This is a genomic window from Psychrobacter sp. AOP7-A1-24 (assembly GCF_052376235.1).
Classification (GTDB): domain Bacteria; phylum Pseudomonadota; class Gammaproteobacteria; order Pseudomonadales; family Moraxellaceae; genus Psychrobacter.
Genome location: NZ_JBQSVM010000003.1, coordinates 48,726 through 73,136, shown reverse-complemented (window position 1 = coordinate 73,136; position 24,411 = coordinate 48,726). Strand labels below are relative to the sequence as shown.

The window sequence follows — 24,411 nt, the reverse complement described above, 5'->3', positions numbered from 1 at the left end:
CAATCATAAGAAGCGAAACTACAAGAAAGAGTCACTCAAAATAAGCCACAAGGAAATGTTTATTTTATGGAAGCATTCACAAAGCGCATTAATATTGGCGGAAAACAGGCACGCTACTATGACCTTAGCCGGTTTAATCAGCCGTTAGATTCAAACTCTACTTCTCGCGCACCAGCACATTTTTATAGTGGCAATAGTTTTACCGTTGGCTCCTACACACCATTACTGAGCGAACTAGCCACTGAATTTGATATCAGCTCCCTTGCTCTACGTGGCTACTGGTATGATAAGCCGCAAAGCCAACGCCTCACGCGCGAGCAAGATGCTGATATGCTGATTGAGTTTTTGGAAAAGACGCAAGACAAGCCTGTCGTAGGTATAGGACACTCGCAAGGCGCAACGGCTACGGCAATGGCAGCTGCCAAATGTCCAGAGTTATTTTCACAGTTATACCTGATTGAACCTGTCACATTTACCAAAAGCCAAGCTACCTTATATAACCTTTTGCCACGCTCTGTTCTACTGAATCGCGAGCCTTTCAAAAGTACGTTAACTAAACAATCTACTTGGCCGAGCATTCGTAGTTATTATAAGAGCCTACGTGCGCAGCGCGCTTATAAACGTATCAGTGACGAGCACTTGCAAATATTTGCAGAACAAAGCCTGAGCAAAAATACAGATGATAGCTATACGCTTATGTTTGTACCAGAACAAGAGCTGGCCAATTATTTTGGCGCACCTCATATCGATGCTGCGCTCAAAAAACTACGCTGTCCCTATACCTTGATTACGGGTAAGCCTACTTTATTCATCAATAATAAAGTACGAAAGCAATGGCAAAAGTTTGTCCCAGATAGCAGTCTTATTTCTCTATCAGATTATGGTCATCTACTGCCAATGGAAGCGCCTGAACTATGCGCTCAAATCGTCAACGAGCACTACCAAAGTAGCAAATAAGAATGTAAAACGACTGATTTATGACTGATCTCTTTGCCCCTGCCCCCACGGATAACCTAATACCCTATGATGGTAAAGTGAACGATCTAGGAGTGCTTATCGATGATGCCACTACTCTTTATGATACTTTACTAAACGAGCTGCCTTGGCAGTCAGATATTGTGACATTGTTTGGCAAAACACATATAACCACTCGGCAAGTTGTCTGGATAGGAAACGAAAATGCTAATTACCAATATTCGGGACACGTGCGGCAAACCGTTCCATGGTCAGATGCAGTGTTTCACGTGAAACAAAAAATTGAACAAGCTTTAGCAGAAATCGATGTTATTGTCGACTTTAATACTTGCCTGCTTAACTACTATCCTACTGGTGCTGACGGTATGGGCTATCATGCCGATGACGAAAAAGAGCTCGGTCATCAACCAATCATAGCGTCCTTATCACTTGGTGCAACACGAAAATTTGTTTTTAAACATAAAAAAACTCAAGATAAAGTCGAACTTTATCTTGAGTCTGGACAGCTCGTTGTAATGCATGGCGACACACAAAGATTTTGGAAGCACACTATCACCAAAACAAAACAGATCGCAACAGGCCGTATCAGTTTGACGTTTCGGCGCATGCTCAATGTCTAATAGCTATCCTCTCTACTAAAACTCTATCTATATTCTTGTGGACCATTGTGCTACTTTCAAATCTTAAGCTTGACGATCTAAAAAGCGCTCGCGGTAGCACTGGTAAGCGGCCTCACAGACACTGGCGGTATAACTGGCGTTAACACCACCAGCAACTACTGCACCTACGGCCGGAATGATTTGCGCGGCTTTTGTCTTAACGATATTGGTAGCAACTTTGGTTGCTGTTTGACGCAAGACACGTGACATCACTTCTTCATTGACTTTATTGAAGGCTAACGTCTCTGGATCCTTGACCATCGCATAAGTGTCATCTAACGCCGCTTGGCGTTCTTCAGCAGAATTAGACGTCGCTACCGCTAGTAGAGACATAGCAAACAGCTGCTCCCCTTCGTTATTGATCTCAAACCCATAATAGGTCGCATACTCTCCAATTGCCCGAAGGTTAGTAGTAATTAAAGCCACCACATCAGCAGGAATCCCTGCCCAACCTACTACCCCTGTCGTAACCCCTTGGGCACTGGTCATTGCCACATATTTGCTTTTAAAGTGTTTGACCTGCTTATCAACCACTGCAATCGGTAAGCGCTCGATATCAGATAACGTTGTGATAGAGGCCCCTACAGTATCGGACTCATTATGATAAGCCTCAATGACATCCTTCGTGTTTAATGTCCAATTAGCTGCATCACTCAGCGTCGTAATAGACTGTTCCGTTGCCTGCTTTAATGCTTCGCCAAACTGCGGCGCATTCATCAGCGCATCACCTGCCTCAACGATTGGCGTATTGATCACAGAAAGCGCTTTATCCAGTATGCTTTTATCAGGATTTTTCCACCCTTCTATATCTTCACGGACTTGTGCTTCATAAGCCATATGGTCGTCTGTTTTTTTATTAGCGTTCATATAGTTTCCTTTGTCATTATAGTTATCATACGTACTCTATCCTATGATAAGTAAAAGACAGCTGCAGGGCTGTTCTGTTGTCGAAAATAAAACTTTTGTATGATTTGTTAGAGCACAGTTTTAGTTTAGTTCAACATCTACCTCGCAGCTCATAAAATGAACTGAACACTACCTACAGATCAATCCGTATAGATGTTTATTTAGCGGCGTCTAAGACGATTTTGCCGAACGCATCACCTTTTTGTAATTCATGATGGGCCGCCACTACGTCTGAGAGTGGATAAGTTTTTTGAATTTTTAAAGTTAGCTTACCATTAGCCACTTGCTGTAAAACTCGGGCCATATCTTGACCACTACGCTGTGCCTTGTAGCCTGATACTTCTAGGTTCTTTTGCTCACCCGCTTCTTTGATCTTATCCACCCAGATAGTTGGTAATACATTCACCCGAGCACCTGACTTAAGCACGCTAAGCGCACGAACACCTGCTTCATTACCGACTAAATCTAGCAATATATCGGCTTGCAGATTAGGGAAGTCTTCACCTTTGGTATAATCTACCCAACCCGCTAGTTTAGAGACGTCGATTAACTCATCAAGCTTGGCATACTTTTCTGGTGAGCAAATTACTGTCACTTTGATATTATCTTGTACCACTTTATTCATGAGTAATTGGATTAATAAATGACCAACACCGCCTGCAGGTGCATTAATGACCACATGCTCACCAGCTTTGATGTCCGCAAAATCTGCAAACTGTACGGCAGTTTGACCGATACAAGGTAGCGCACCTGCCTGCTCTAAGGTGACATTTTCTGGTACTTTCGCAAGCAACTTGGCATTTACTGCCACATATTGTGCATAACCGCCACCGCTAAAGGTCAAGGCCGCTACTCTATCCCCAATAGCAAACTCGTCGCTATTGCTACTGACTACTTCGCCTGCTACATCGAATCCCAGAATAGCTGGCTGATCATTATCAAACTTGTCTTTGCGGATATTTTCCGCAACCCAGCCTTTACCTTGACGAGTTTTATAATCGACTGGGTTAATACCAGCATAGGCGATTTTTACCAACACTTGGTCATCTTGTAGCTCAGGGATGGAGACATTATCTTGGTATTGCATGACTTCAGGTTCACCAAACTCGCGAATGAGTGCGGCATGCTGGGTGTTTGGTACTTGGGTTTGCGAAGCAGTAGAGTTGATAGACGACGTTGTCATAGTAGAATGTCCTTATAAGTGGTTTTTGGGTTTTGCTTATTGTCTATTATATGTTGAGATGATACATGAATACCCTGCCCAGTCGGTGATTTTATGACAAGTACAAAGCTAGTAATACTTTGCTAAGGTAACACAAGCTCTGCGCTAATAGGCAGATGATCCGATAACGATGACCAAGGCTTTCCAGTATGTACCCAAGCATCTTTGACGGTTAAATTGCGCACATAGATACGATCTAAACTGAGTACAGGTAACTTGGCAGGAAAAGTCGGTAATAGCTTACCGTAACAGTGCTTAAATGCTTCTATCATACCTAACTCGGTGGCCAGTTTGTCACAAGACATTTTTTTCCAATCATTGAAATCACCTGCCAAAATAAGTGGCTGATCCGGTGCAATCTCATTTCGAACATAGTCACTAATCGCTTGATACTGCTTGATACGGTCCCGCTCAAAAAGATTAAGATGGGCGCACAGGACGACCACCGGTCTCTCCCAACCCCAAGGTTGCACCTCACAATGTAAAACACCACGCTGTTCAAGACGATTTACAGTAATATTTACGTTGTGTTTCGGATCCAGCGGGAAGCGGCTCAACACCGCGTTACCGTGATGCCCATTATCATATTCTGAATTCTTGCCATAACTGTTTTGCAAATCTAAAAACTCACCAAACCATTCATGTTGAGACTGATCTGGATATTCGTTGTATTGCAGATTGCGTTTGAGATTTTGCCCCTGCACTTCCTGTAAGCACAATATATCAGCACCAGCTGTTTCTAATGCTTGAGCAATACCCTGCATTTTTACTTGGCGATTCAGCGGTGACATGCCTTTATGTATGTTGTAGCTGGTTAAAACAAAAGAGGTGGTAGTCATAATGTGGTTCGTTGTACGCTCATTATTTATAGAGTAAAGATCAATAGCTCAGCTACGATAACACCCATAGTGATGGTAATGACAGACATAAAAAGAGCACTGGCTCATACTGAACCAATGCTCTCATATTACACCTATGTATTATTAATGGCTAATTCATAAATGAATATCGCGCATAGGTGTTATCTTCAAGTTAATAGCGAGTCACTAGCGCAATTGGCTGATCTTCGCCCATGACGTCTTGTGGCATAAACACAGCTTCACCGCCATTGTGAATAACATGCTCAATGATTTCGCCGATTGCATCATCTGTAATGCCTTCTGCAGTAGCGTCGTTAGCAGGACTCAACGTCTGCGCTTTTTCATCAATTTTGGCGGACTGTATATAGCCACGGCGTACATAAAGCGTTTCGCCAGCGCCTTGGAAAGCACTACGATATACTTCCTGTAAATCCGTTTGCAGCATATTCGCACCACGGGCTTTGTCAATTTCACCCAATGCCGCTTTATGTAGTGATGTACGATATTCTTCCACAGCTTCTTGCACACTATCTACGATATGTTGAGCACTACCGTCTTCTAGATTGGTAGCGTTTGACACTGTAGCGATGACATTGTCTGGACGATCGCATACTTCTTTGTAGTAACCAATATTTTTTGCATCGCCAACGATGACAAGAGGCATCTTGTGCTCGCCCCACAGTTCTTGGACGCTCTTATCTACTTGGTTAAAGAATTCTTTCAAGTGACTGCTTTCGTTATTTGATGAACGATCTGAGCCACCGTCACCTGTTGTGTATAGTCCGTTGTTTTCGACAGGGAACTGAATGTTCTCCATGTTGTTTTGTGCATCGTCATCTTTATCAAATTCTCGCACGACACGGTCGTTAGATGCCTCAATTAGACGAGCATTATCGCGAGTTAAGACCACGGTGTAGTAATGAACGGCACTTGCCATATCACGAACCAAATCACGAGTAGCAAATCTATCTGAAATCACAACGCGTTCTGTTGTATCGATTGGCATACGAACGACTTTCACGTCATCTGTACTAGCGAATATGGCTAAGGTATCGAGGTTATAATTGTGATTAAGTTCACTGATTTTATTTTGGATATTATCTAGAATGGTGGTCGCTGTGCGTTTATCGTATTCATTGGTCAAACGCTCTTCGGCAACTTTTAGTTGATTTTTTAGAGCGATAGGATCCTGCTCGTTGGCTGGATGTTCACGATGCGTTTTAACAAAGATACTTACTGCAGGGTTAGCTTTTGTCTCACGTAAACTTTTAAGAGTCGCTTTCATATATTGCTCCTTGTTTTATTATCATTCATTTTCAACTTTGTATATTTCTCTACTCATATACTTTTTATAAGTTTAAAAATATCTGAGTTTAAAAATCTCTATCCGTGTTTTTCTTACACCTTGTCGGTGCATTATTTTCAGATTCCATTATCTTAATGCTAACAGCTATACCCCACTCCCTGTAGGGTTAATTTGCAAGCAAATGATAGCGCTTTGTAAATAGAATACTCTATATTGTTAAAGAGATGCTTTATCTAACATACCTATATATCCAGATAGCTATCTTTAAACGCTTACATCTAAGTATCAGAATTTCGATATTTATTTTTAGATTGCTAATATTGTTTTAATCATTCGAATCGTATAAAAATGCTTAGGTTGTATTTTTACTAAACGAACCCATCTTTTATATAATCTATATATAAAATAAGAACACACTATATATTTTAATCGTAGCCAGCCCTATCTCATTTTTCTTCATGATAACTCATCGATATTGGATACCTATATGACACTTTCTCCTTCAGATTTACACCTTGTCGATTTTGCCGATACTGCGCCACATAAGTTACAGAGCCAAGTGATTGACGCTATTGATGCTGCCAATACTTTTTTAGATACACTGACAGTAATAGAAAAGAATGGCGCTGAAAAAATAAGCGCTGAACAAGCTTTAGCAGATGTTGTGAGGTTTGATCATATCAATTTGGCATTAGATCGTAGCTGGGGTATTTTGTCGCATCTCAATAGTGTAATGAGCAACGACGAGACTCGCCATGTTCATCATGAGCTGCTACCAAAATTATCTGCTTACGGTACGCGAGTTGGCCAGCATCAACCTTTGTTTAATCGCTATCAAACTATTGTCAATGATGCGGACTTCTTTGCCACACTAGAGCCTGCTCGTTCACGTGCGATCGAACTGGCATTGCGTAGCTTTGAGCTATCAGGCGTTGCTCTACCTCAAGCTGAACAAGAAAAATTTGCCGCCACCCAAAGTGAGCTATCTACCTTGTCTGCAACTTTCTCGGACAATATCTTAGATGCGACGCAAGCATTTGCCTTGCCTTTAGAAGACTCACAGTTAAAGGGCTTAACAGAAAGTGGTTTGGCACTACTGGCAGATGCAGGCGAGCAGTACAAAACGCGTGAGCTTGCTCACGGTACTCTTAGCCAAGCTAATGTAGATGCACTGCCAACGCCTTATTATGTGGCAAGTTTAAATATTCCTGTATATCTAGCGATTATGACTCATGCGGATGATCGTAGCCTGCGTGAGACGCTCTATAATGCCTACGTCACGCGGGCCTCTGAATTTGATACGCATACCAACGCAAAAGGCAAATCATTAAATAACGCTGATAACATGAGTCAAATCCTCACATTACGTGAGCAAAAAGCCAAGTTGCTTGGTTTTGCAAATTATGCCGAAGTATCGTTATCGACCAAGATGGCAGACAGTGTCTCGGAAGTTGAAACATTCTTACGTGACCTAGCAGCACAAGCGACCCCTGCTGCCAAAGCAGATTTGGCACAACTACAAAAATACGCGAGCGATTATGGCATTGACGAATTACAACCGTGGGATAGTGCCTACATTGCCGAAAAGGTAAAACAAAGTGAGTTCAGTTTATCGCAAGAGGAAATTCGTCCATACTTCCCATTACCAACAGTAATTAATGGTTTGTTCACTATCGTTGAGCGTCTATACGGTATCAAAGTACAAGAGCAAAGCCGTAAAGATGCAGAAAGTGATTCAACATCTCGCTGGCATGATGATGTGAGTTTTTATCAATTATTCGATGCAGACGATCGCTTGCTTGGTGGTTTCTACTTCGACCTGTTTGCGCGCAGTGGTAAGCGTGGCGGTGCATGGATGAACGGTTTCCAATCTCGCTATAGTTATGAGGAAAAAAATCACCAGCAGCTACCCGTCTGTTTTATGGTTGGTAATTTTACGCCAGCACTTGATGGCAAACCTAGTTTATTGACGCATGATGAAGTACTGACCCTATTCCATGAGTTCGGTCATGGCTTACATCATCTATTAACCCAAGTGACGGTCGGCGATGTCGCTGGTGTCAATGGCGTCGAGTGGGATGCCGTCGAGCTTCCTAGCCAGTTTATGGAGAACTGGGCTTGGGACGCTGAAAGTATTGCCCTTATCAGCAGCCATGTTGAGACTGGTGAGCCATTACCTAAAGACAAGCTTGATGCGTTATTGGCAGTGAAAAACTTCCAAAGCGGTATGCAAACGCTACGTCAAATTGAATTTGCTCTGTTTGATTTACTGATTCATGCTCATACACCAGCGCTGAATTATGATGGCATTTTGGAGACGCTCAATACTGTTCGTAATGATATTTCTATCATGCAAACACCTGACTATAACCGCTTTGCTAATGGCTTTAGCCATATCTTCGCGGGTGGTTATGCTGCAGGCTATTACTCATACAAGTGGGCAGAACTGTTGTCAGCCGACGCGTTTAGCAAATTTGAAGAAGAAGGTATTTTTAATCCGGTAACAGGTAAAGCGTTCCGTGAGTCTATCTTATCTGTTGGTGGAAGCTTCCCAGCGAAAACCAATTTTGAAAACTTCCGTGGCCGTAGCGCTAGTATCGACGCCTTACTACGTCATAACGGTTTTGAAAATATTGATGCGGCAAACACTCAAACGACTCGCGAGGTCATTTAAATGCGTTATCAGTCATCTAGTCCTAAACGCCGGTTTTTAGCAGGAGTACGTTGTCCGAAATGTCAGGAAATGGACGCTGTCGTGCAAGTTAATATCGTCACTCCTACCCCAGATGAGTATATTGAGTGTACTCAATGCGGACACACGGAGCATCGTCCCGATCCTGATGCTATTAGTGCAAAGAACCATTTGGAGGATCAAATGGCGCGTGATGCTATGGCAACTGGTACCAGTGGCACCGTGAAATTTAAGTCTTAGTTATCTGGTACTTATACTCGCAAACAGATTAAACGCTCTATTAAGCCTATCTATCAATAGATAGGCTTTTTATTTTGAGTTTGCTATAGTATGGCTACTTATATTCTTGACATGAATCGATCATAATATGAAACCAGACAATATCCGGCCTTCATCAACCCACGCCTCCAATAAAAATCCGACTAAATCACATCAGAAAATGTTGGCAGTACTTATCTCCTTATTGCTGCTTATTGTCATTACCTACCTTATTGTAGGTAGATCTAACACCCAGTCTACACTCCCTGTAGATGTCTCTGCTTCAGTGCCAGCAACTGAGCAAACGTCGACAGAGTTAACCACAGATAATACACCTAATATAGCAGATGAGTCTGTGATTAACGATGGTGTGCTCATGGATGAAAACTCTGAGGAAGCAAATAATGACAGTGACGTGATACCAAATCCTACTGCTATATTAGATGCGCCTCTACCAGAAAGTGATAGCTTGGCGAAAGAAGAGATTGATCGTTTAGAAGATGAGCGTCAGCGACTGGCCGAACAAGAAAAATTAGCCGCTGAACAAGTCGCTATGAATAAGCAATTGACTGATATGAAGGCCGAACAAATTGCACTACTCGAACAACAAATTGCTCAGCTAGAAGCAAACGACTCTAATAAAGCAACGGTTCAGTAGCTGCGTACTTTCTTATAGAGAGGCTTACGATGGCAGTTTTGCAACTTACACATACCTCTATTTTAAATAGCAATGCACAGCTGCTTGTTTTTCCTGTTAATACTGCTGGTGTCGTTTTAGATCCTGTACTCACACGAGCTAAAACACTATTTCCTGACAACTACAGCCGCTATCATCGTGCGTGCCGCGATGGTAGTCTAAATGTCGGTAGCTGCTTACTTAATAAGCTTACACGTGAGCAAGTTGGTCTTGGTATCAGTAGTAACGGCAACCAGCCAAGCTATATTGCTAACCTCGTAATATCAAACCACCCTTATCATCCAGTGCGCACGCGTTGGCTGACTGCTGCTTTGATTGATCTACAACAGCAAATGATGCCACTCATACGTTACCAAGGCATACGCAGAGTTGCATTACTTGCACGGCCGCTGATCTCAGGCAAACCACGTGATATCGTATCCAATCAGGGTGATACAGCAGACACCTTGCCTTTGGACTGGTATGCTGATACTTTGCCATTACTGACTGAATACTTACAAGACTTATCAAAACTTCATATCGACATACATCTGCCCAAAAGCATTAATTTATAAGTGACTTTTTAGCTAGCCTGTTATCGTCTCTTTGAGCACATAAAAAAACCGCCTTGAATACTCATAAAGAGCATTTCAAGGCGGTTTTTTATTACTTAAACCACATCAGATATTGAGTATTAGTTCTGCTCAACACCTTTCATAGTCAGTTTAATACGACCACGGTTGTCAACGTCTTGTACGAGTACTTTGACGACCTGACCTTCTTTTAAATAGTCTGATACATTCTCAACGCGCTCTTCTGCGATTTGTGAGATATGTACTAGGCCATCAGTGTTTGGCAAGACATTTACAAATGCACCGAAATCAACGATACGAGCAACTGTACCTTCATAGGTCTTACCCACTTCAACTTCAGCAGTCAAAGCTTCGATTTTACCGATTGCCGCTTTGGTCGCTGCTTTGTTTTCACCAAAGATACGAATCGTACCACCATCATCGATATCGATCACTGCACCAGTTTCTTCAGTTAGCTGACGAATCATCGCGCCACCTTTACCGATTACATCACGAATCTTATCTGGATTGATTTCGATAACCGCATAGTTAGGCGCATGAGCATTGATTTCAGTACGGCTCTCTGGCAATACTTGGTTCATTGCTTCTAAGATATGGATACGACCAGCATGGGCTTGCTTAAGCGCTTGCTCCATAATGTCTGGTGTAATACCTTCGATTTTGATATCCATCTGTAGCGCAGTGATACCGTCTTTAGAACCAGCCACTTTAAAGTCCATATCACCAAGATGATCTTCATCACCTAAGATATCTGACAATACAGCAAAACGCTCGCCTTCTTTAACCAGACCCATCGCGATACCCGCGACTGGTGCTTTTAATGGTACGCCTGCATCCATCAATGCCAAGCTTGCACCACAAACAGATGCCATAGAAGATGAACCGTTTGATTCAGTAATCTCTGATACCACACGGATAACGTACGGGAAGCGTTCGCTATCTGGAAGCATTGCTTGTACACCACGACGTGCTAGACGACCGTGACCGATTTCACGACGTTTTGGAATACCTTCACGACCTGTTTCACCTACTGAGAAATGTGGGAAGTTGTAATGCAACATGAAATGATCACGAATCGTGCCACCCAATGAGTCAATCATATTAACGTCACGGCTGTTGCCCAATGTAGTCGTAACCAATGCCTGCGTCTCACCACGTGTGAACAATGCTGAACCATGCGTATATGGCAATACACCAACTTGTACGTCAAGCGCACGAACTGTTTCAGGGTCACGGCCATCAATACGCGGCTTACCTGACAAGATGTTGTCACGAACCGTACGATATTTAAGGTCGTTATAAATTTCTTTAAGCTCAGATACGGTATCAGCATAATTTTCTGATTCAGCATCACCAGCAAGTGCATCGATAATTGATTGCTTGATTTCATCAAGCTTAGTATAACGTGCTTGCTTGTCAGTAATGGTATAAGCGTCAGCAACTTGCTCACCGAACTGATCTTTCATGCTGCTAGTAAGTGACTGGTCACGCTCAGGAGCAGAATACTGCTGCTTCGCAGTACCGATTTCTTCCGCCATTGATACGATGTTATCAATAACGATTTGTTGTTGTTGATGACCGTATAATACTGCACCTAGCATCTGGTCTTCTGACAGCTCTGCCGCTTCAGATTCAACCATCAATACAGCAGATTTAGTACCAGCGACAACCAAATCAAGATCACTGGTTTCAAGCTGTTCAGACGTTGGGTTTAGTACGTATTCACCGTTAATGAAACCAACACGAGCAGCCGCAACAGGACCATTGAATGGTGCGTCAGAGATGGCCAACGCTGCTGATGCACCGATTAGTGCGGCGATATCTGCTGACTGAGTTTTGTCCGAAGATACTACAGTCGCGGTAATTTGAATTTCGTTTACGTAGCCTTCTGGGAATAGCGGACGAATCGGACGGTCAATCAAGCGTGAAGTTAACGTTTCAAATTCGCTCGCACGGCCTTCACGTTTGCCGTAAGCACCTGGAATTTTACCCGCTGCATACATTTTTTCTTGATAATTAACCGTTAGCGGAAAGAAGTTTTGACCTTCTTTAGCTTCTGACTTCACGACTGCTGCAACTAATACTGTTACGCCGCCCATATGGACTAAAATAGAGTTTGCTTGACGGGCTACACGGCCTGTCTCGATAACAACCTGCTGGTTGCCATATTGGAATTCACGCTTAATGGTGTTAAACATTGTCATATAATCTTCCTAATGTTGACTGACAAAACTGATATCAGCGTCAAAAAAAGCTAATATCTGTCATTAAAATTCTGTGTATATGGCTATCAATTAATATGCTTTCTGTCAGAAATCATCTCAACCAATGCCAATAACGTTACTTGGTTATCTCATATATTTGTCTGAGTTGGACATCGTACTATTATGTATATTCGGTCGTGCAACTTTGGCTTTACTATAAATACTATCAAAAAGACATTAAGTCAAAAGACTTCGATGCTAAAAACCCTATAGGCTATTTTCTAGGTTTCAAATATCAACTATCTGCGCCGGTTACTAAGCTAAACAATAAGTATTCTATCAATAATAGCCATATCTGTAGCAGATGCGCTATCAAACTCACAAGGCATTATTTTACAGTGATTTATAGCCATTGACCAATTAATTGCACAGTAGCGCAATTATCGACAAAGAATACCGTATTTAAAGCTTGGTTAGTACAGTTTATACCAATATGCCTCTTAGCTATTATATGGAAGAAGCTATAACTTTTACTATTTGAGCACAGTACCTAAAACGAATAAGCATAAAAAAACGGCGTGAAACTATTCCACACCGTTTTTAGAAAAATCTATTTTATCGATATCAATAAACAAGTTCCAAACGGTTGACTAAAAAACTTAGCATCCACTCGTACTATTGCCGTTAGATTAGCGACGTAGACCTAACTGGCTGATTAGAGTAGTGTAACGACCAAGGTCTTTACCTTTTAAGTAATCAAGCAGTTTACGACGCGTGTTAACCATACGGATAAGACCGCGACGGCTATGATGGTCAGCTTTATGTGCTTTAAAGTGGTTCTGCAAATCATTGATACGAGCACTCAACAAAGCTACTTGAACTTCTGGAGAACCAGTGTCATTTTCGCCGCGTTGGTATTGAGCGATGATTTGTTCACGATCGGTATTAGTTAGCATAAATATCTCCGGCAATGCTAAAAACTTTAAAAAACTGACTGCAATTTGAGTCAGTATTAAAGCAATAGAATAATAAATAAAATAACCTGTACGCCATTCAGGACAACCCTGCATTACTAGAGTTGACCTAGTGTACGACAAGCTCAGTTAACAACCACTTAATATATTTTGAAACATACATTGCATTTAGCTATATCACTACTTAACCAAAGTAATGGGCTAATTACAACACATCATTCAAAACCTAATTTAAATGCGGGGGTAATTATAACAAAAAACTGCTGAACTAGCAGCAGTTTTTCGTAATACTTATGAAGCTAGATTTAATCTTTAGTAGCTAGTATTCAGCAGATAACTACCCACTAAACCTTATCTAAGCAGACTATTTTTTAGCGTCAGACTCTTTCGCATTGCCACCTAGTTCATCATCTTCAAGAGGCGCGGCAGTAGTCACTTCCGCCAGACTGTCTGGGGCAGTATGCTCACTCGGATTGATTTCTTCTGCTAGCTTTTCAATCTCTTTTTCTTGCTCGTCCATATTATTCGGTGAATTACTCATATTAGCTCCTGAATTATTATTTTGTGGACTAACTGTAGTTGCACTCATCGATAATAAAACGTGCAAACTATACTGTAAACGTATCGATGCCACCCTACTATAGATGACATATAAAAAACTTATTTGTCTTCTTTCGCGTCTTCTAAGTTAGCTGAGATACGTTCTGCTGCTGCTTCGCTATCTTCATTATAATTGTCTTCAGTTTGACCTTTAAGCGCTGCTTCTGCTGAATCAGAACGTTGTTGCTCAAGCTTAGTATCATTTGGATTAGAGTTTGACATAGTATTTTCCTTAGTTATGATTATAAATAGTTGAGATTTAATAATAATTAGTTAACTAAAATTAATTAGAAAATAAGATTTTAAGACAATGCTTTATCTATGGCATCAACAAAGTTGGGTATATCGTCTGGGTTACGCGAGGTAATAAGATTACCATCTACTTGTACAGTCTTATCTACGTAGTTTGCTCCAGCATTTTCTAAATCTAGTTGCAACGTAGGATAAGCAGTAAGAGTTTTACCTTTTGCAATACCTGTATTTATAAGAACCCAAGGCGCATGACATATAACAGCTAATGGCTTTCCTGCTTCATAAATAGCGTTGATAATTTGATGTGCTTTTCCATTACCACGAATAGTATCAGCATTTACAGTACCACCTGGTAAGACCAATGCATCGTAGTCAGAAACATTCGCATCTTCTAATAAGATATCAGCAGTGAAAGTATCACTCTTGTCTACGTCTCCTTGCATGGCTTGCACTTCTTTCTTATCATTTGTTGTTATGAGAAGTGTCTTATAGCCTTTATCTTTTAGTTGATTATTAACATCTTCGTACTCTGCTTGTTCGAAGTGGTTATGTAGTAAAAAAGCGATCGTTTTCATAACTTTCCTTTTTCTTATCTGTTGATTTTTATAAGTTAGTATATTTTTATGAGCTAATATTATTATTGTTTGATAATAAATTTTCCTTTGAACCGTTTTATTGTTATTAAAATACGTCCTGCTTGCACTAGTTTTTATTCTTAATCATCTATTTTTTAATTATTTACTTTTGCAGTAATTTTTTATTATTTTTATAATCTTTATCCGTTTTATTTTTAGCTCAGCATTCCCTATCTGATAAATCTAGATTACAAAAAAAGCAGGTTTCACTATAGGCGAAACCTGCAATAAAATGTGAGGATATGTGATTAGTGTAAACTGTTAGTAAATCAGACGAATATTAGATGGTAGTTTCTCTATCTAAGTAGTTTTAATGAAAACGTCATATTAGCGCTGAATCAATTTCTTAGGTTGTAGACGGCCATTTAAGCTCACAGACCCCAAACCAAGGAACTCTCCCTGCTCATTGAGTAAACGTATATCAATAGGTATTTCATGCTCTAGTAGCTGAGGTACATCAGGCTCAGTATCAGCTCCAACTTCACTACTAGTGATAGCGTTATCGTCGATATCACTAGAACTATTATTAGACAGTTGGTTAGCAACCATACTAACAATATAATCCTTAAGATTAACTGTTAGCTCGTTAAATACGTTTAGACGCTGTCCCATATGTACACGAGCGCATTGCTCCTCTGTCAGAGTTAGCTCAGCGTCGATATTAATACACGCGTCGATAGGTAGCAGCCAAGACTGACGTTCCTCTAAACTATTCTCTTCTAATGACGATAAAACGATAGCATCATCAACGCCGAATTTACCTACTTGTGTACGACGTAATGCCGTCAAATGTCCTAGCGTACCTAGCCGCTTTGCAATATCTTCCGCTAATACACGTACGTAGGTACCTTTAGTACAAGTGACCGTCAGATTAATCTGAGTATCATCTATCGTTTGCAGATTGATTGCTTTGATTGTGATATCTCTAGACGGTCTGTCAACCTCAATACCAGCGCGAGCATATTCATAAAGCTTTTTACCATCTTTCTTTAGTGCTGAATACATCGGTGGTATTTGCTGCTGAGCACCCAAGAACTGCTGTGCAATAGTCGCTAATAAAGCATCATCAAATTCTGGGATAGACGCTTGTGTGACAATTTGCCCATCAGCATCGCCAGTATCGGTTTGGCTACCCAACAAGATAGTTGCTTGATAAGACTTGTCAGCATCGAGTTGATAATGGCTAAACTTAGTGGCTTCCCCTAAGCAAATAGGTAATAGACCAGTTGCCATTGGATCAAGTGTGCCCGTATGCCCCGCTTTTTTACTATCGTGGATCGGTGACTTAAATAAATACTTCACTTTTGACACGACTTGCTGTGAGGTCATACCTTTGGGCTTATCTACCAAAATGACACCTGAAACTTTCACTTTTTCAGATGCTTTATTAGCTTTTTTACCAGCTTGCTTAGACGCTATAGACATAATAGTAATTTACTCGTCACTCTCGTTTTGCTCAGTTTTGGTCACGGCTTTGCTAATCAAGTCCATCATATAATTACCACGTGCAGTCACTTCATCATAATGAAAACGTAGGCGCGGTGTAGTACGTGTTTTCAAACTGTGGCTTAATTCCGTACGCAAAAAACCTGCCGCTTTATTCAATACCTTGATGCTTTCTTCATGATTGGTCTTACTCATAGCATCATTGAGCTCAGGCTCCATAATGGTGACATAGACATCGGCGTAGCCTAAATCTGGGCTAACTTTGACGCTAGAAATAGTGACAAAACCTGTCAGACGAGGATCATTGACTTCATCCCGAATAAGAACAGCAAGCTCACGCTGAATCTGATCCGACAATCTTTGTAAACGTTGGTTCATGTTATTACCTTACTTTAATGGGCTTATTTTACTAATGTATAAGTCTGCTTATTAATAAATTTAGCACTTATATATGCTAAAAAAGGCCTAGCAGGATGTACCTGTTAGGCCTAAGTACAGCTGAATCAGAGCAAAGTATCTAAAAAGCTCAGCGGATTGCGCATGTTGCATTAATACATACTCTGCTATTAGACATCAGCTTTAGATAGTACGTGCGAACTCTTGGATTTCAAAGACTTCGATCTTATCGCCAGCTTCGACATTATAGCCACGAACAGCCAGACCACATTCGATACCAGTACGTACTTCATTAACGTCTTCTTTGTAACGACGCAATGATTGCAATTGACCAGTAAAGATAACTTGGTCATCACGCAATACGCGGATAGGTTTGTTGCGATAAATAGTACCCTCGACTACCATACAACCTGCAGCAGCACCGAACTTACTAGAACGGAATACTTCGCGAACTTCTGCAACACCAAGGATTTTCTCACGATGTTCAGGAGCAAGCATACCACTCATTGCTGATTTAACATCATCGATCAAACCATAGATTACGCTATAGTAGCGAATATCCATGTTAGCAGTGTCTGCCTTGCGGCGTGCGGTAGCATCTGCACGAACGTTAAAGCCTAGTAGTACCGCTTCGCTAGACTCTGCAAGTGTTACATCAGATTCAGAGATAGGACCAACGCCTGAACTGATGACTCGAACTTTCACTTCGTCAGTAGACAGTTCATTCAAGGCAGCTAGTAGTGCTTCGAGAGAACCACGTACATCTGTTTTCAATACAATATTCAAGAACGACACATCGCCTTGGCCCATCTGATCAAACATGCTTTCTAAACGCATGGCATTTTGACGTTCGAGTTGACGTTCACGCTCACGGTTGGTTCTAAAGTCCGCAACTTCACGAGCTTTCTTCTCGTCCGTTACTACTAAGAATTCACTACCAGCAGCAGGTGTTTCAGGCAGACCTAAAATCTCTACAGGAATAGAAGGACCAGCTGACTTAATACGCTGACCATTCTCGTCTGTTAGCGCACGAACTTTACCATACTGCTCACCAGCCAAGACTAAATCGCCTTGTTTCAATGTACCTTTTTTCACTAGGACACTAACGACAGGACCACGACCTTTTTCCAGTCTTGATTCAATAACAACACCTTGAGCAGCACCATCTAATGGCGCTTCTAGTTCCATTAGCTCAGCTTGTAAGCTAATGAACTCTAGTAAATCTTCGATACCTTCGCCTGTTTTAGCTGAGATACGGGCCATCGGTGTATCGCCACCCCATTCTTCTGAAACAACTTCTTTCGTCGTCAATTCATTAAGAACACGGTCAGGATCAGCGCCTGGCTTATCCATTTTGTTGATAGCTACAATAATTGGCGTACCAGCAGCACGTGCATGATCGATTGCTTCTGCTGTTTGTGGCATCATACCATCATCAGCTGCAACAACAAGTACAACGATATCAGTCGCTTGAGCACCACGTGAACGCATCGCGCTAAACGCGGCGTGACCTGGAGTATCAAGGAAAGTAATGACACCGCGATCAGTTGTTACATGGTAAGCACCGATATGCTGAGTAATACCGCCAGCTTCACCGTTCGCAACTTTCGTTTCACGAATCTTGTCTAACAACGATGTTTTACCATGATCGACGTGACCCATGATAGTTACTACTGGTGGACGAGTCTGAACGTTACTACTACGCTCATCGACCGCATACTGTAAGTCATCTTCAACTTTGGTATCGCTAACTGGTACTGGGTTATGACCCATTTCTTCCACAAGCAAGCTTGCCGTTGCTTGATCAATCGTATCTGACTCACGAGCCATTTCGCCCATTTTCATGAGCAGTTTAGTAACCTCACGAGCCTTAACTGCCATACGCTGTGCAAGATCAGCAACTGAAATTTGCTCACTAATCTCAACGTCATAGACAATTTTTTCAACAGGTTTTTCAAACTTATGCTGTGAGGCTTGAGTTGAACGTAAACCGTTTTTGCGATTTTTAATTTCGCGCTCATCTTGGTTCTTACGACGACGACCACGAGTACCAGTACTGTTAGAGCCACGCTTGATTTCACGACGCTCTTTTTCAAAAGACTCTTCTAGTGCATCACCGACCAAACCTTCAGCCAATGGCTCATCTTTACGAACTTCAGTAACAGGCTCACGATCTGTATATTTACCAGCCATTTTGCGCATTTGCTCAAGTGTGCGCTTTTGCGCTTCTTCAGCTTGCGTGCGGCGGGTTTCTAATTCGATTTCACGAAGACGCGCTTCTTCTTTCTCACGTGCTTCACGCGCTTTGCGCTCAGCAGCTGTCTCAACTTTAGGCTTGGTTGCAGCGACTTTTTTCTTCGGCTGTTCTTTAGGCTTAACTTCGGCAGTCGCTTTACCGCCTTTTTTAACAACAACTGATGTAGAGATGTCATCATTTTTGTCATCTGATTTTTTGCTAGAGCCTAAGCTTGCACGCATTGCTGCTAAAGTTGCTGCTTGACGTTCTTCAGCTTTTTTCTTAGTAGCGGCGCGCTCTTCAGCTTCTTTCGCGGCACGTTCTTGAGACTCAACCAGAGCCTGTTCACGAGCTGCTAGCTCTTCAGCCATCTTTTCTGGATTAGGCTTTTCAAATACTTTCTTTTTACGTACTTCTACGTTGACGCTCTTAGACTTACCAGAAGAGCCAGTCACGCGGGCGGTACTGGTCGTTTTAGATTTAAGACTAATACGACGCTTTTCTTGTTGACCATGACTTTGCTTTAAATGCGTCACCAGCTTTTCTTGCTCAAGCTCGGTGACTAGGTCATCCTCTGCGCGAGCAGGCAGGCCAGCATCTACCAATTGCTGCTTTACAGCATCTGTAGTTTTGCCTACCATTTCTGCCAGTTCTTTGACGGTCTTATCTGCCATTTATTATCACCTACTGTCTATTATTTGCTATATGTTCAATTCAGTTGTTGGCTACAAATGATTGGGTTAAGGCTAGTACCTACAACATGTAAGCGCTAGCACTTTATTCTCAATAGCATATCACCAAAAGACAGCGATATGCAGTTACCGCTTATTCATCGAACCAAGATTCCCGAGCTTTCATGATGAGTTTTCCTGCAGTTTCAGAGTCTAATCCTTCGATATCTTCTAGATCGAAGACGGCTTGTTCTGCCAAGTCATCAACAGTAATGATGTCTTTTTGTGCCATTTTATAGGCCCAGCTGACTGTCATACCTTCAAGCTCTTGAAGTTCTTGACTCGGCTCTTTCATGTTCTGTTGTTTGACCAATTCATCAGCGATGACCACTTCTTTAGCACGCTCTTGAATCATATCGATCGCTTCATCGTCTAGACCTTCGATATCGTAGAAGGTCTCGACTGGTACGTAGGCTACTTCCTCAATACTGGTAAATCCAATATCAACCAATGCCTGTGCTAAATCTTGGTCTACTTCTAGGCGCTCATAAAATAATTCGATAAACGCTTTTGATTCATTTTCTTGACGCTGCTTGTATTCTTCTTCTAGCATCATATTAAGCTTATAGCCCGTTAGCTCAGATGCTAGACGTACGTTTTGACCTTGTGAGCCAATAGCACGCGCCAATTGGTCATTGGTGCTAAAGATAATATCTGCTGTTTGAGCATCTTCGTCCAGAATTATACTGCTGACATCAGCAGGCTCTAAAGAGCTAATAATAAACTGAGCAGGATCATCTGACCATACCACGACATCAATGCGCTCACCGTCCAACTCTTGCTGTACTGCTTGGATACGTGTACCACGCATACCAATACAAGCACCAACTGGATCAATACGGTGGTCGTTGGTCTTCACAGCTATTTTAGCACGAGTACCCGGCAAACGAGCCACGTTACGGACTTCGATAATTTGTTCTGCAATCTCAGGTACTTCTTTTTGCATTAATGCTGAAAGCATCTCAGGATGAGTACGAGATAACAGTAACTGTGCGCCGCGGTTTTCGCGGTTTACATGGTACAAGATAGCGTTAATACGCGATTTTGCACGTAATTGCTCACGTGGCAACATCTGATCGCGTGATAAATACCCTTCAGTATTATCTCCTAGATCAATAATATAGCCATCACGTGTCTGTTTTTTGACTTCGCCATACATCATCTCACCAACACGTGGCTCAAAAGCATCTGCAACAAGTGCACGCTCAGCTTCACGAATTTTTTGAATGATAACTTGTTTGGCTTGCGTAGCAGCAATACGACCAAATTCGATTGACTCAATCTGCTCTTCTTTAATATCACCAATTGACCACTCTTCTTGATCAAGATCTGTGATAGCAAGCTGACAAGCTGGCATTTCATGGTCTTCATCTGCAACCACTGTCCAGTAACGATAAGTATCGTAATCGCCAGTTGCACGGTCGATCGCCACCCGTACGGCCACTTCTGGCTGCTCGGTATATACTTTTTTCTTAGTCGATACCACCAAAGCGTCTTCAATTGCTTCAAAGATATCTTCAGGATTTAAGCCCTTTTCATTACTGACAGTTTCTACTACCGTTAAGATTTCACGACTCATGCTATACCTGTCCTATCATTTTTTAATTGACTTAAATTTTATAATTTGTGTGTTGCTATTATATAGTTGCTATAAGCCACATAAGCTATTGGAAGATAAAACTGTCTATAAACAGTTATCCTAGTAAAAATCTAGGCATCTTCATAAATCAAATTGGCTTTATCAATATTACTTAATGCAATCTCAAACTGCTCGCCATCATTTGACGTTAGTTTTAGAGAATTTTCATCAATACTATCTAAAGTACCTGTGGCTTTACGACGCTTTTGATCGCCTGTACCGATAGCTTGAATCAGACGCAAGCTCACAGTCTGACCAACATATGCATGCATCTGCTCATCAGAGAAAAATGCACGGTCGAAGCCAGGTGAAGACACTTCTAAGATATACTCACCAGCGATAGGATCATGAACTTCTAAAATACCGCTTACTTGGTGGTTTACTGCTGCACAGTCTTCAATCGTTACTTGTTTATCTTGGGCTTGCTCTTCTGGCAGTGCCTCAATATAGATACGTAGTAAAGAGCGACGACCTTGTGGCGCAAACTCGATACCCCATAGTGACACATCACAGGCGGCCACGGCAGGAGCAATAATATTAGTCAGTTCTGCAACTTTAGTCGAAAGCTTCATAATCTCTTTGTATTTTCCTATTCACTTATCTATCGTACTTAGTAAACCGTATTAAAGATCGACGCTTATCTATATATAATAATCTTATGATGATAAGAGTCACGGTCAGTATATAATTTTGAATCACAACTATATGATATATATTGTGCATTTATATAAGGACGAGCGTAAAAAACATCAAGCTCGACCAAACAATGCTTTTATTATTTATAAAGCACTACTATCGATGAAAGTATGAGGAATAAAAGATAGTGTTGCTTAAGAAACACCGTGCCGGTAGCGGCCGATGATGACCAGTGACGAGTAATATCGTACTCTATAGACTTAGAGCTTAGCATAAGTAGGATAGATACCGCGATAACACTGACCTTCAGATACAAAAAAACCCACAAACATAATGGTGGGCTAATCGGTACTGACAAATTTAGTGTACAAAACATCAGTATAAAAAGTGGTAGCGGGGGCTGGATTTGAACCAACGACCTTCGGGTTATGAGCCCGACGAGCTACCAGACTGCTCCACCCCGCATCAATCTAGAACGCATATTATAGGGAGGTTTAATAGAGGTGTCAATACTTTTTTTAAATTAATTATAAATTAAGTATTATCTGCTAAAAATCCAACCTGACGCTATGCTGCGTCTGTAAAACTTGGTGCGATTGGGGGGACTTGAACCCCCACAGCTTTCGCCACCACCCCCTCAAGATGGCGTGTCTACCATTCCACCACAATCGCATTGTACTACTCTGTCTCTATCGTCCAATCTATAATTAATGATGCTTAAGGTAGGCACCTATAGAACAGGAGTTGCGAAAACAGGAAAGCATTGTAAATCTAACCTACCAAAATAGCAAGTGCTGCCTACTTAAAAGAGGCTTACTCGGAATGTTGAGTCATTGGACGCGGCGTTTGCGGTGCTGAAACTGGCGCATCTAGACGAAACTGATCTTCTGCTTGCTTACGAGCATGAACGGCAAGCGTCATACTAGTAATAAAAAATATGACCGTCAGCACTGCCGTAGCACGTGTCAAAAAGTTAGCAGTTCCTGCTGCGCCAAACACGGTACCTGATGAACCGGCACCAAAAGAAGCTCCAGCGTCTGCCCCTTTACCATGCTGTATCAGAATCAAGCCGATCATGGCAATGGCCACAATGATATGCAGGGCTAATATAAACGTAAACATGGTGGCCTCTTTTGCCGCGTAATGACGACTGATAACGAAAAATAAAACGTAAAGTTAATAGAATGACAATCGATATTGTCAAATACCAAATCGATTATATAAATAAGGCGCATTGTACACGATTGCAAGGGCAGTGTTAAACCTACTTTTATCAACCAATAAAACCATACTCTCTATAAGCTATGATCTTGATATCTGAACGTTATTTATTCAGTTAAGCATTGACTTGGTCAAAAGCGTCGGTAATCGCTAGAAAGCTATCTGCTTTTAACGAAGCACCGCCCACCAGTGCGCCATCAATCATAGCGTTAGCAGCAAAGCTATTAGCATTATCAGCGTTGACACTACCACCATACAGTACAGTGATCGTATCTGTGATATCAGCAAAGCTCGCAACCGTTTGCTTGATATACTGATGAGTCTTACTCACTTCTGCCACAGTCGGCACTTTACCTGTACCAATCGCCCATACAGGTTCGTAAGCGACGAGCAGACTTTCAGATAACGATGATGTCAAATTTGGCTGCTGAATCAATAATTCCTTAATAACTGAGAGTTGCTCGTTGATAACATCGAGTGTTTTACCATTGTCATACTGCTCTTGTGTTTCGCCGATGCAAAACACCACGCCTAAGTTCTGAGAAAACGCATGAGACAATTTGTTTATCAAGCATTCATGAGACTCTTTGTGGTATTGGCGACGCTCAGAATGGCCTAACAATGTCCAAGTAGCACCTGCATCTGCTACCTGCTGTGCTGAACAGTCACCAGTATAGGCACCTGTACTTGCACTATGAGTACTGACATCCTGAGCTGCACAAAGTATTGAGCTATCTGCTAGACGCGTACTCACTGTACTTAAATGAACACAACTTGGCGCTACCATTAATTTGCAACGATTTTTTGACGTTTGCGTATTAGCCCGTTTTTCAGAGTTCACTTTAGTCAATAAGTCGTCCAACAGTTCGTTGACAGCATTGTTAGTCGCAGGATTCTGTTTCCAGTTGCCAATTACCCAAGTTTGCATACTTATTTACCTTGTCTCATGTATTCATGCCAATTCGGCTAATATGCGCGTCAGTATAACAAATAATTCGCAAGTGCTATAGTAGCGTGCAACCATGAGCAAAAGCACTTCTATAAACTTATCTACAAATGAGGTAGTAGCAGACGATTATTTCTACGAGCTAGTCGTTTAATGGTATATATAAACTTTTCAAACTAAAGTAAAGTTCTACATTATTAAATTATTAAGCTCAAATATTATGGATAGTGCTATACGTAAATGCATAAGAAGACAAAACAACTAAAATCGTTAAAGTGCTTCGCCGACTAGTAACGACAATTATATAGCGTGTAATACCAAGCAGGTCTAAAGAATACTTCGTATTAA

The 24,411-nt window shown here is 41.5% G+C and carries 22 protein-coding genes and 2 tRNA genes; 6 read left to right on the top strand and 18 right to left on the bottom strand.

Features of this window, described 5'->3' with window-relative positions:
• Positions 1–66 precede the first annotated feature (66 nt).
• Positions 67–957, top strand: a complete 891-nt coding sequence (locus ACT3QQ_RS02140; RefSeq protein ID WP_444526728.1) for an alpha/beta fold hydrolase — start codon at positions 67–69, stop codon at positions 955–957.
• A 20-nt stretch (positions 958–977) separates the two neighbouring features.
• Positions 978–1,595, top strand: a complete 618-nt coding sequence (locus ACT3QQ_RS02135; protein ID WP_444526727.1) for an alpha-ketoglutarate-dependent dioxygenase AlkB family protein — start codon at positions 978–980, stop codon at positions 1,593–1,595.
• 63 nt (positions 1,596–1,658) lie between these two features.
• On the opposite strand, the gene ACT3QQ_RS02130 is transcribed toward ACT3QQ_RS02135, so the two are convergent.
• The 4 genes from ACT3QQ_RS02130 to ACT3QQ_RS02115 all read right to left on the bottom strand — a co-directional run bounded on the left by ACT3QQ_RS02130 (position 1,659) and on the right by ACT3QQ_RS02115 (position 5,907).
• Entirely contained in the window at positions 1,659–2,501 is an 843-nt protein-coding gene (locus ACT3QQ_RS02130; protein WP_444526726.1) for an EcsC family protein, read from the bottom strand.
• Between the two features lie 196 nt (positions 2,502–2,697).
• The gene (locus tag ACT3QQ_RS02125) at positions 2,698–3,723 is read right to left on the bottom strand and encodes an NADP-dependent oxidoreductase (protein WP_444526725.1); all 1,026 of its coding nucleotides are present in this window, start codon (positions 3,721–3,723) and stop codon (positions 2,698–2,700) included.
• Between the two features lie 122 nt (positions 3,724–3,845).
• The gene (locus ACT3QQ_RS02120) at positions 3,846–4,601 is read right to left on the bottom strand and encodes an endonuclease/exonuclease/phosphatase family protein (protein WP_444523578.1); all 756 of its coding nucleotides are present in this window, start codon (positions 4,599–4,601) and stop codon (positions 3,846–3,848) included.
• A gap of 193 nt (positions 4,602–4,794) precedes the next feature.
• A complete protein-coding gene (locus ACT3QQ_RS02115; protein WP_444526724.1) occupies positions 4,795–5,907 on the bottom strand; it encodes an AOC03_06830 family ribosome hibernation factor in 1,113 nt (370 codons plus the stop codon).
• A gap of 508 nt (positions 5,908–6,415) precedes the next feature.
• On the opposite strand from ACT3QQ_RS02115, the gene ACT3QQ_RS02110 reads away from it, so the two are divergent.
• The 4 genes from ACT3QQ_RS02110 (at position 6,416) to ACT3QQ_RS02095 (ending at position 10,129) form a co-directional block, all read left to right on the top strand.
• On the top strand, positions 6,416–8,602 hold the full coding sequence (locus ACT3QQ_RS02110; RefSeq protein ID WP_444526723.1) for a M3 family metallopeptidase: 2,187 nt from the start codon (positions 6,416–6,418) through the stop codon (positions 8,600–8,602).
• Positions 8,603–8,860 carry a YheV family putative metal-binding protein gene (locus ACT3QQ_RS02105; protein WP_444526722.1) on the top strand — a complete coding sequence of 86 codons (258 nt, stop codon included), beginning with the start codon at positions 8,603–8,605 and terminating at the stop codon, positions 8,858–8,860.
• A gap of 127 nt (positions 8,861–8,987) precedes the next feature.
• On the top strand, positions 8,988–9,536 hold the full coding sequence (locus tag ACT3QQ_RS02100) for a hypothetical protein (protein ID WP_444526721.1): 549 nt from the start codon (positions 8,988–8,990) through the stop codon (positions 9,534–9,536).
• 29 nt (positions 9,537–9,565) lie between these two features.
• A complete protein-coding gene (locus ACT3QQ_RS02095; protein WP_444526720.1) occupies positions 9,566–10,129 on the top strand; it encodes a hypothetical protein in 564 nt (187 codons plus the stop codon).
• Positions 10,130–10,248: 119 nt separating this feature from the next.
• Here ACT3QQ_RS02095 and pnp read toward each other — a convergent pair whose 3' ends face one another.
• From pnp to tpiA, 14 genes are all read right to left on the bottom strand, one after another.
• Entirely contained in the window at positions 10,249–12,351 is a 2,103-nt protein-coding gene (gene pnp, locus ACT3QQ_RS02090; RefSeq protein ID WP_444526719.1) for a polyribonucleotide nucleotidyltransferase, read from the bottom strand.
• A gap of 689 nt (positions 12,352–13,040) precedes the next feature.
• Positions 13,041–13,307, bottom strand: coding sequence for a 30S ribosomal protein S15 (gene rpsO / locus ACT3QQ_RS02085; protein ID WP_045443035.1), 267 nt, complete (start codon positions 13,305–13,307; stop codon positions 13,041–13,043).
• A gap of 382 nt (positions 13,308–13,689) precedes the next feature.
• Positions 13,690–13,866 carry a hypothetical protein gene (locus ACT3QQ_RS02080; protein ID WP_444519989.1) on the bottom strand — a complete coding sequence of 59 codons (177 nt, stop codon included), beginning with the start codon at positions 13,864–13,866 and terminating at the stop codon, positions 13,690–13,692.
• Between the two features lie 119 nt (positions 13,867–13,985).
• Entirely contained in the window at positions 13,986–14,147 is a 162-nt protein-coding gene (locus tag ACT3QQ_RS02075; RefSeq protein WP_444526718.1) for a hypothetical protein, read from the bottom strand.
• A gap of 80 nt (positions 14,148–14,227) precedes the next feature.
• On the bottom strand, positions 14,228–14,752 hold the full coding sequence (locus ACT3QQ_RS02070; RefSeq protein WP_444526717.1) for a type 1 glutamine amidotransferase domain-containing protein: 525 nt from the start codon (positions 14,750–14,752) through the stop codon (positions 14,228–14,230).
• Between the two features lie 387 nt (positions 14,753–15,139).
• Entirely contained in the window at positions 15,140–16,237 is a 1,098-nt protein-coding gene (gene truB / locus ACT3QQ_RS02065) for a tRNA pseudouridine(55) synthase TruB (protein ID WP_444526716.1), read from the bottom strand.
• 9 nt (positions 16,238–16,246) lie between these two features.
• Complete coding sequence (locus tag ACT3QQ_RS02060; RefSeq protein WP_444526715.1) at positions 16,247–16,636, bottom strand: ribosome-binding factor A; 390 nt, start codon at positions 16,634–16,636, stop codon at positions 16,247–16,249.
• Between the two features lie 201 nt (positions 16,637–16,837).
• A complete protein-coding gene (gene infB / locus ACT3QQ_RS02055) occupies positions 16,838–19,564 on the bottom strand; it encodes a translation initiation factor IF-2 (RefSeq protein WP_444526714.1) in 2,727 nt (908 codons plus the stop codon).
• 151 nt (positions 19,565–19,715) lie between these two features.
• On the bottom strand, positions 19,716–21,200 hold the full coding sequence (nusA, locus tag ACT3QQ_RS02050; protein ID WP_444519995.1) for a transcription termination factor NusA: 1,485 nt from the start codon (positions 21,198–21,200) through the stop codon (positions 19,716–19,718).
• A gap of 131 nt (positions 21,201–21,331) precedes the next feature.
• Positions 21,332–21,832 (bottom strand): ribosome maturation factor RimP, encoded by a 501-nt coding sequence (gene rimP / locus ACT3QQ_RS02045; protein WP_444526713.1) that lies wholly within the window; start codon positions 21,830–21,832, stop codon positions 21,332–21,334.
• Between the two features lie 452 nt (positions 21,833–22,284).
• Positions 22,285–22,361, bottom strand: a tRNA-Met gene (locus ACT3QQ_RS02040).
• A gap of 123 nt (positions 22,362–22,484) precedes the next feature.
• A tRNA-Leu gene (locus ACT3QQ_RS02035) sits at positions 22,485–22,568 on the bottom strand.
• Between the two features lie 141 nt (positions 22,569–22,709).
• A complete protein-coding gene (gene secG / locus ACT3QQ_RS02030; protein WP_191114493.1) occupies positions 22,710–23,018 on the bottom strand; it encodes a preprotein translocase subunit SecG in 309 nt (102 codons plus the stop codon).
• Between the two features lie 214 nt (positions 23,019–23,232).
• Entirely contained in the window at positions 23,233–24,045 is an 813-nt protein-coding gene (gene tpiA, locus ACT3QQ_RS02025; RefSeq protein WP_444526712.1) for a triose-phosphate isomerase, read from the bottom strand.
• Positions 24,046–24,411: the final 366 nt, after the last annotated feature.

What these genes read in the sequence shown, in the direction of transcription:
- truB (WP_444526716.1), bottom strand. Translation starts at nt 16,237, where the DNA reads ATGTCTATAGCGTCTAAGCAAGCTGGTAAAAAAGCTAATAAAGCATCT.
- ACT3QQ_RS02115 (WP_444526724.1), bottom strand. Translation starts at nt 5,907, where the DNA reads ATGAAAGCGACTCTTAAAAGTTTACGTGAGACAAAAGCTAACCCTGCA.
- rpsO (WP_045443035.1), bottom strand. Translation starts at nt 13,307, where the DNA reads ATGCTAACTAATACCGATCGTGAACAAATCATCGCTCAATACCAACGC.
- ACT3QQ_RS02075 (WP_444526718.1), bottom strand. Translation starts at nt 14,147, where the DNA reads ATGTCAAACTCTAATCCAAATGATACTAAGCTTGAGCAACAACGTTCT.
- ACT3QQ_RS02125 (WP_444526725.1), bottom strand. Translation starts at nt 3,723, where the DNA reads ATGACAACGTCGTCTATCAACTCTACTGCTTCGCAAACCCAAGTACCA.
- ACT3QQ_RS02135 (WP_444526727.1), top strand. Translation starts at nt 978, where the DNA reads ATGACTGATCTCTTTGCCCCTGCCCCCACGGATAACCTAATACCCTAT.
- ACT3QQ_RS02080 (WP_444519989.1), bottom strand. Translation starts at nt 13,866, where the DNA reads ATGAGTAATTCACCGAATAATATGGACGAGCAAGAAAAAGAGATTGAA.
- infB (WP_444526714.1), bottom strand. Translation starts at nt 19,564, where the DNA reads ATGGCAGATAAGACCGTCAAAGAACTGGCAGAAATGGTAGGCAAAACT.
- ACT3QQ_RS02130 (WP_444526726.1), bottom strand. Translation starts at nt 2,501, where the DNA reads ATGAACGCTAATAAAAAAACAGACGACCATATGGCTTATGAAGCACAA.
- tpiA (WP_444526712.1), bottom strand. Translation starts at nt 24,045, where the DNA reads ATGCAAACTTGGGTAATTGGCAACTGGAAACAGAATCCTGCGACTAAC.
- ACT3QQ_RS02120 (WP_444523578.1), bottom strand. Translation starts at nt 4,601, where the DNA reads ATGACTACCACCTCTTTTGTTTTAACCAGCTACAACATACATAAAGGC.
- ACT3QQ_RS02105 (WP_444526722.1), top strand. Translation starts at nt 8,603, where the DNA reads ATGCGTTATCAGTCATCTAGTCCTAAACGCCGGTTTTTAGCAGGAGTA.
- nusA (WP_444519995.1), bottom strand. Translation starts at nt 21,200, where the DNA reads ATGAGTCGTGAAATCTTAACGGTAGTAGAAACTGTCAGTAATGAAAAG.
- ACT3QQ_RS02070 (WP_444526717.1), bottom strand. Translation starts at nt 14,752, where the DNA reads ATGAAAACGATCGCTTTTTTACTACATAACCACTTCGAACAAGCAGAG.
- secG (WP_191114493.1), bottom strand. Translation starts at nt 23,018, where the DNA reads ATGTTTACGTTTATATTAGCCCTGCATATCATTGTGGCCATTGCCATG.
- ACT3QQ_RS02110 (WP_444526723.1), top strand. Translation starts at nt 6,416, where the DNA reads ATGACACTTTCTCCTTCAGATTTACACCTTGTCGATTTTGCCGATACT.
- ACT3QQ_RS02095 (WP_444526720.1), top strand. Translation starts at nt 9,566, where the DNA reads ATGGCAGTTTTGCAACTTACACATACCTCTATTTTAAATAGCAATGCA.
- rimP (WP_444526713.1), bottom strand. Translation starts at nt 21,832, where the DNA reads ATGAAGCTTTCGACTAAAGTTGCAGAACTGACTAATATTATTGCTCCT.
- ACT3QQ_RS02100 (WP_444526721.1), top strand. Translation starts at nt 8,988, where the DNA reads ATGAAACCAGACAATATCCGGCCTTCATCAACCCACGCCTCCAATAAA.
- pnp (WP_444526719.1), bottom strand. Translation starts at nt 12,351, where the DNA reads ATGACAATGTTTAACACCATTAAGCGTGAATTCCAATATGGCAACCAG.
- ACT3QQ_RS02140 (WP_444526728.1), top strand. Translation starts at nt 67, where the DNA reads ATGGAAGCATTCACAAAGCGCATTAATATTGGCGGAAAACAGGCACGC.
- ACT3QQ_RS02060 (WP_444526715.1), bottom strand. Translation starts at nt 16,636, where the DNA reads ATGAACCAACGTTTACAAAGATTGTCGGATCAGATTCAGCGTGAGCTT.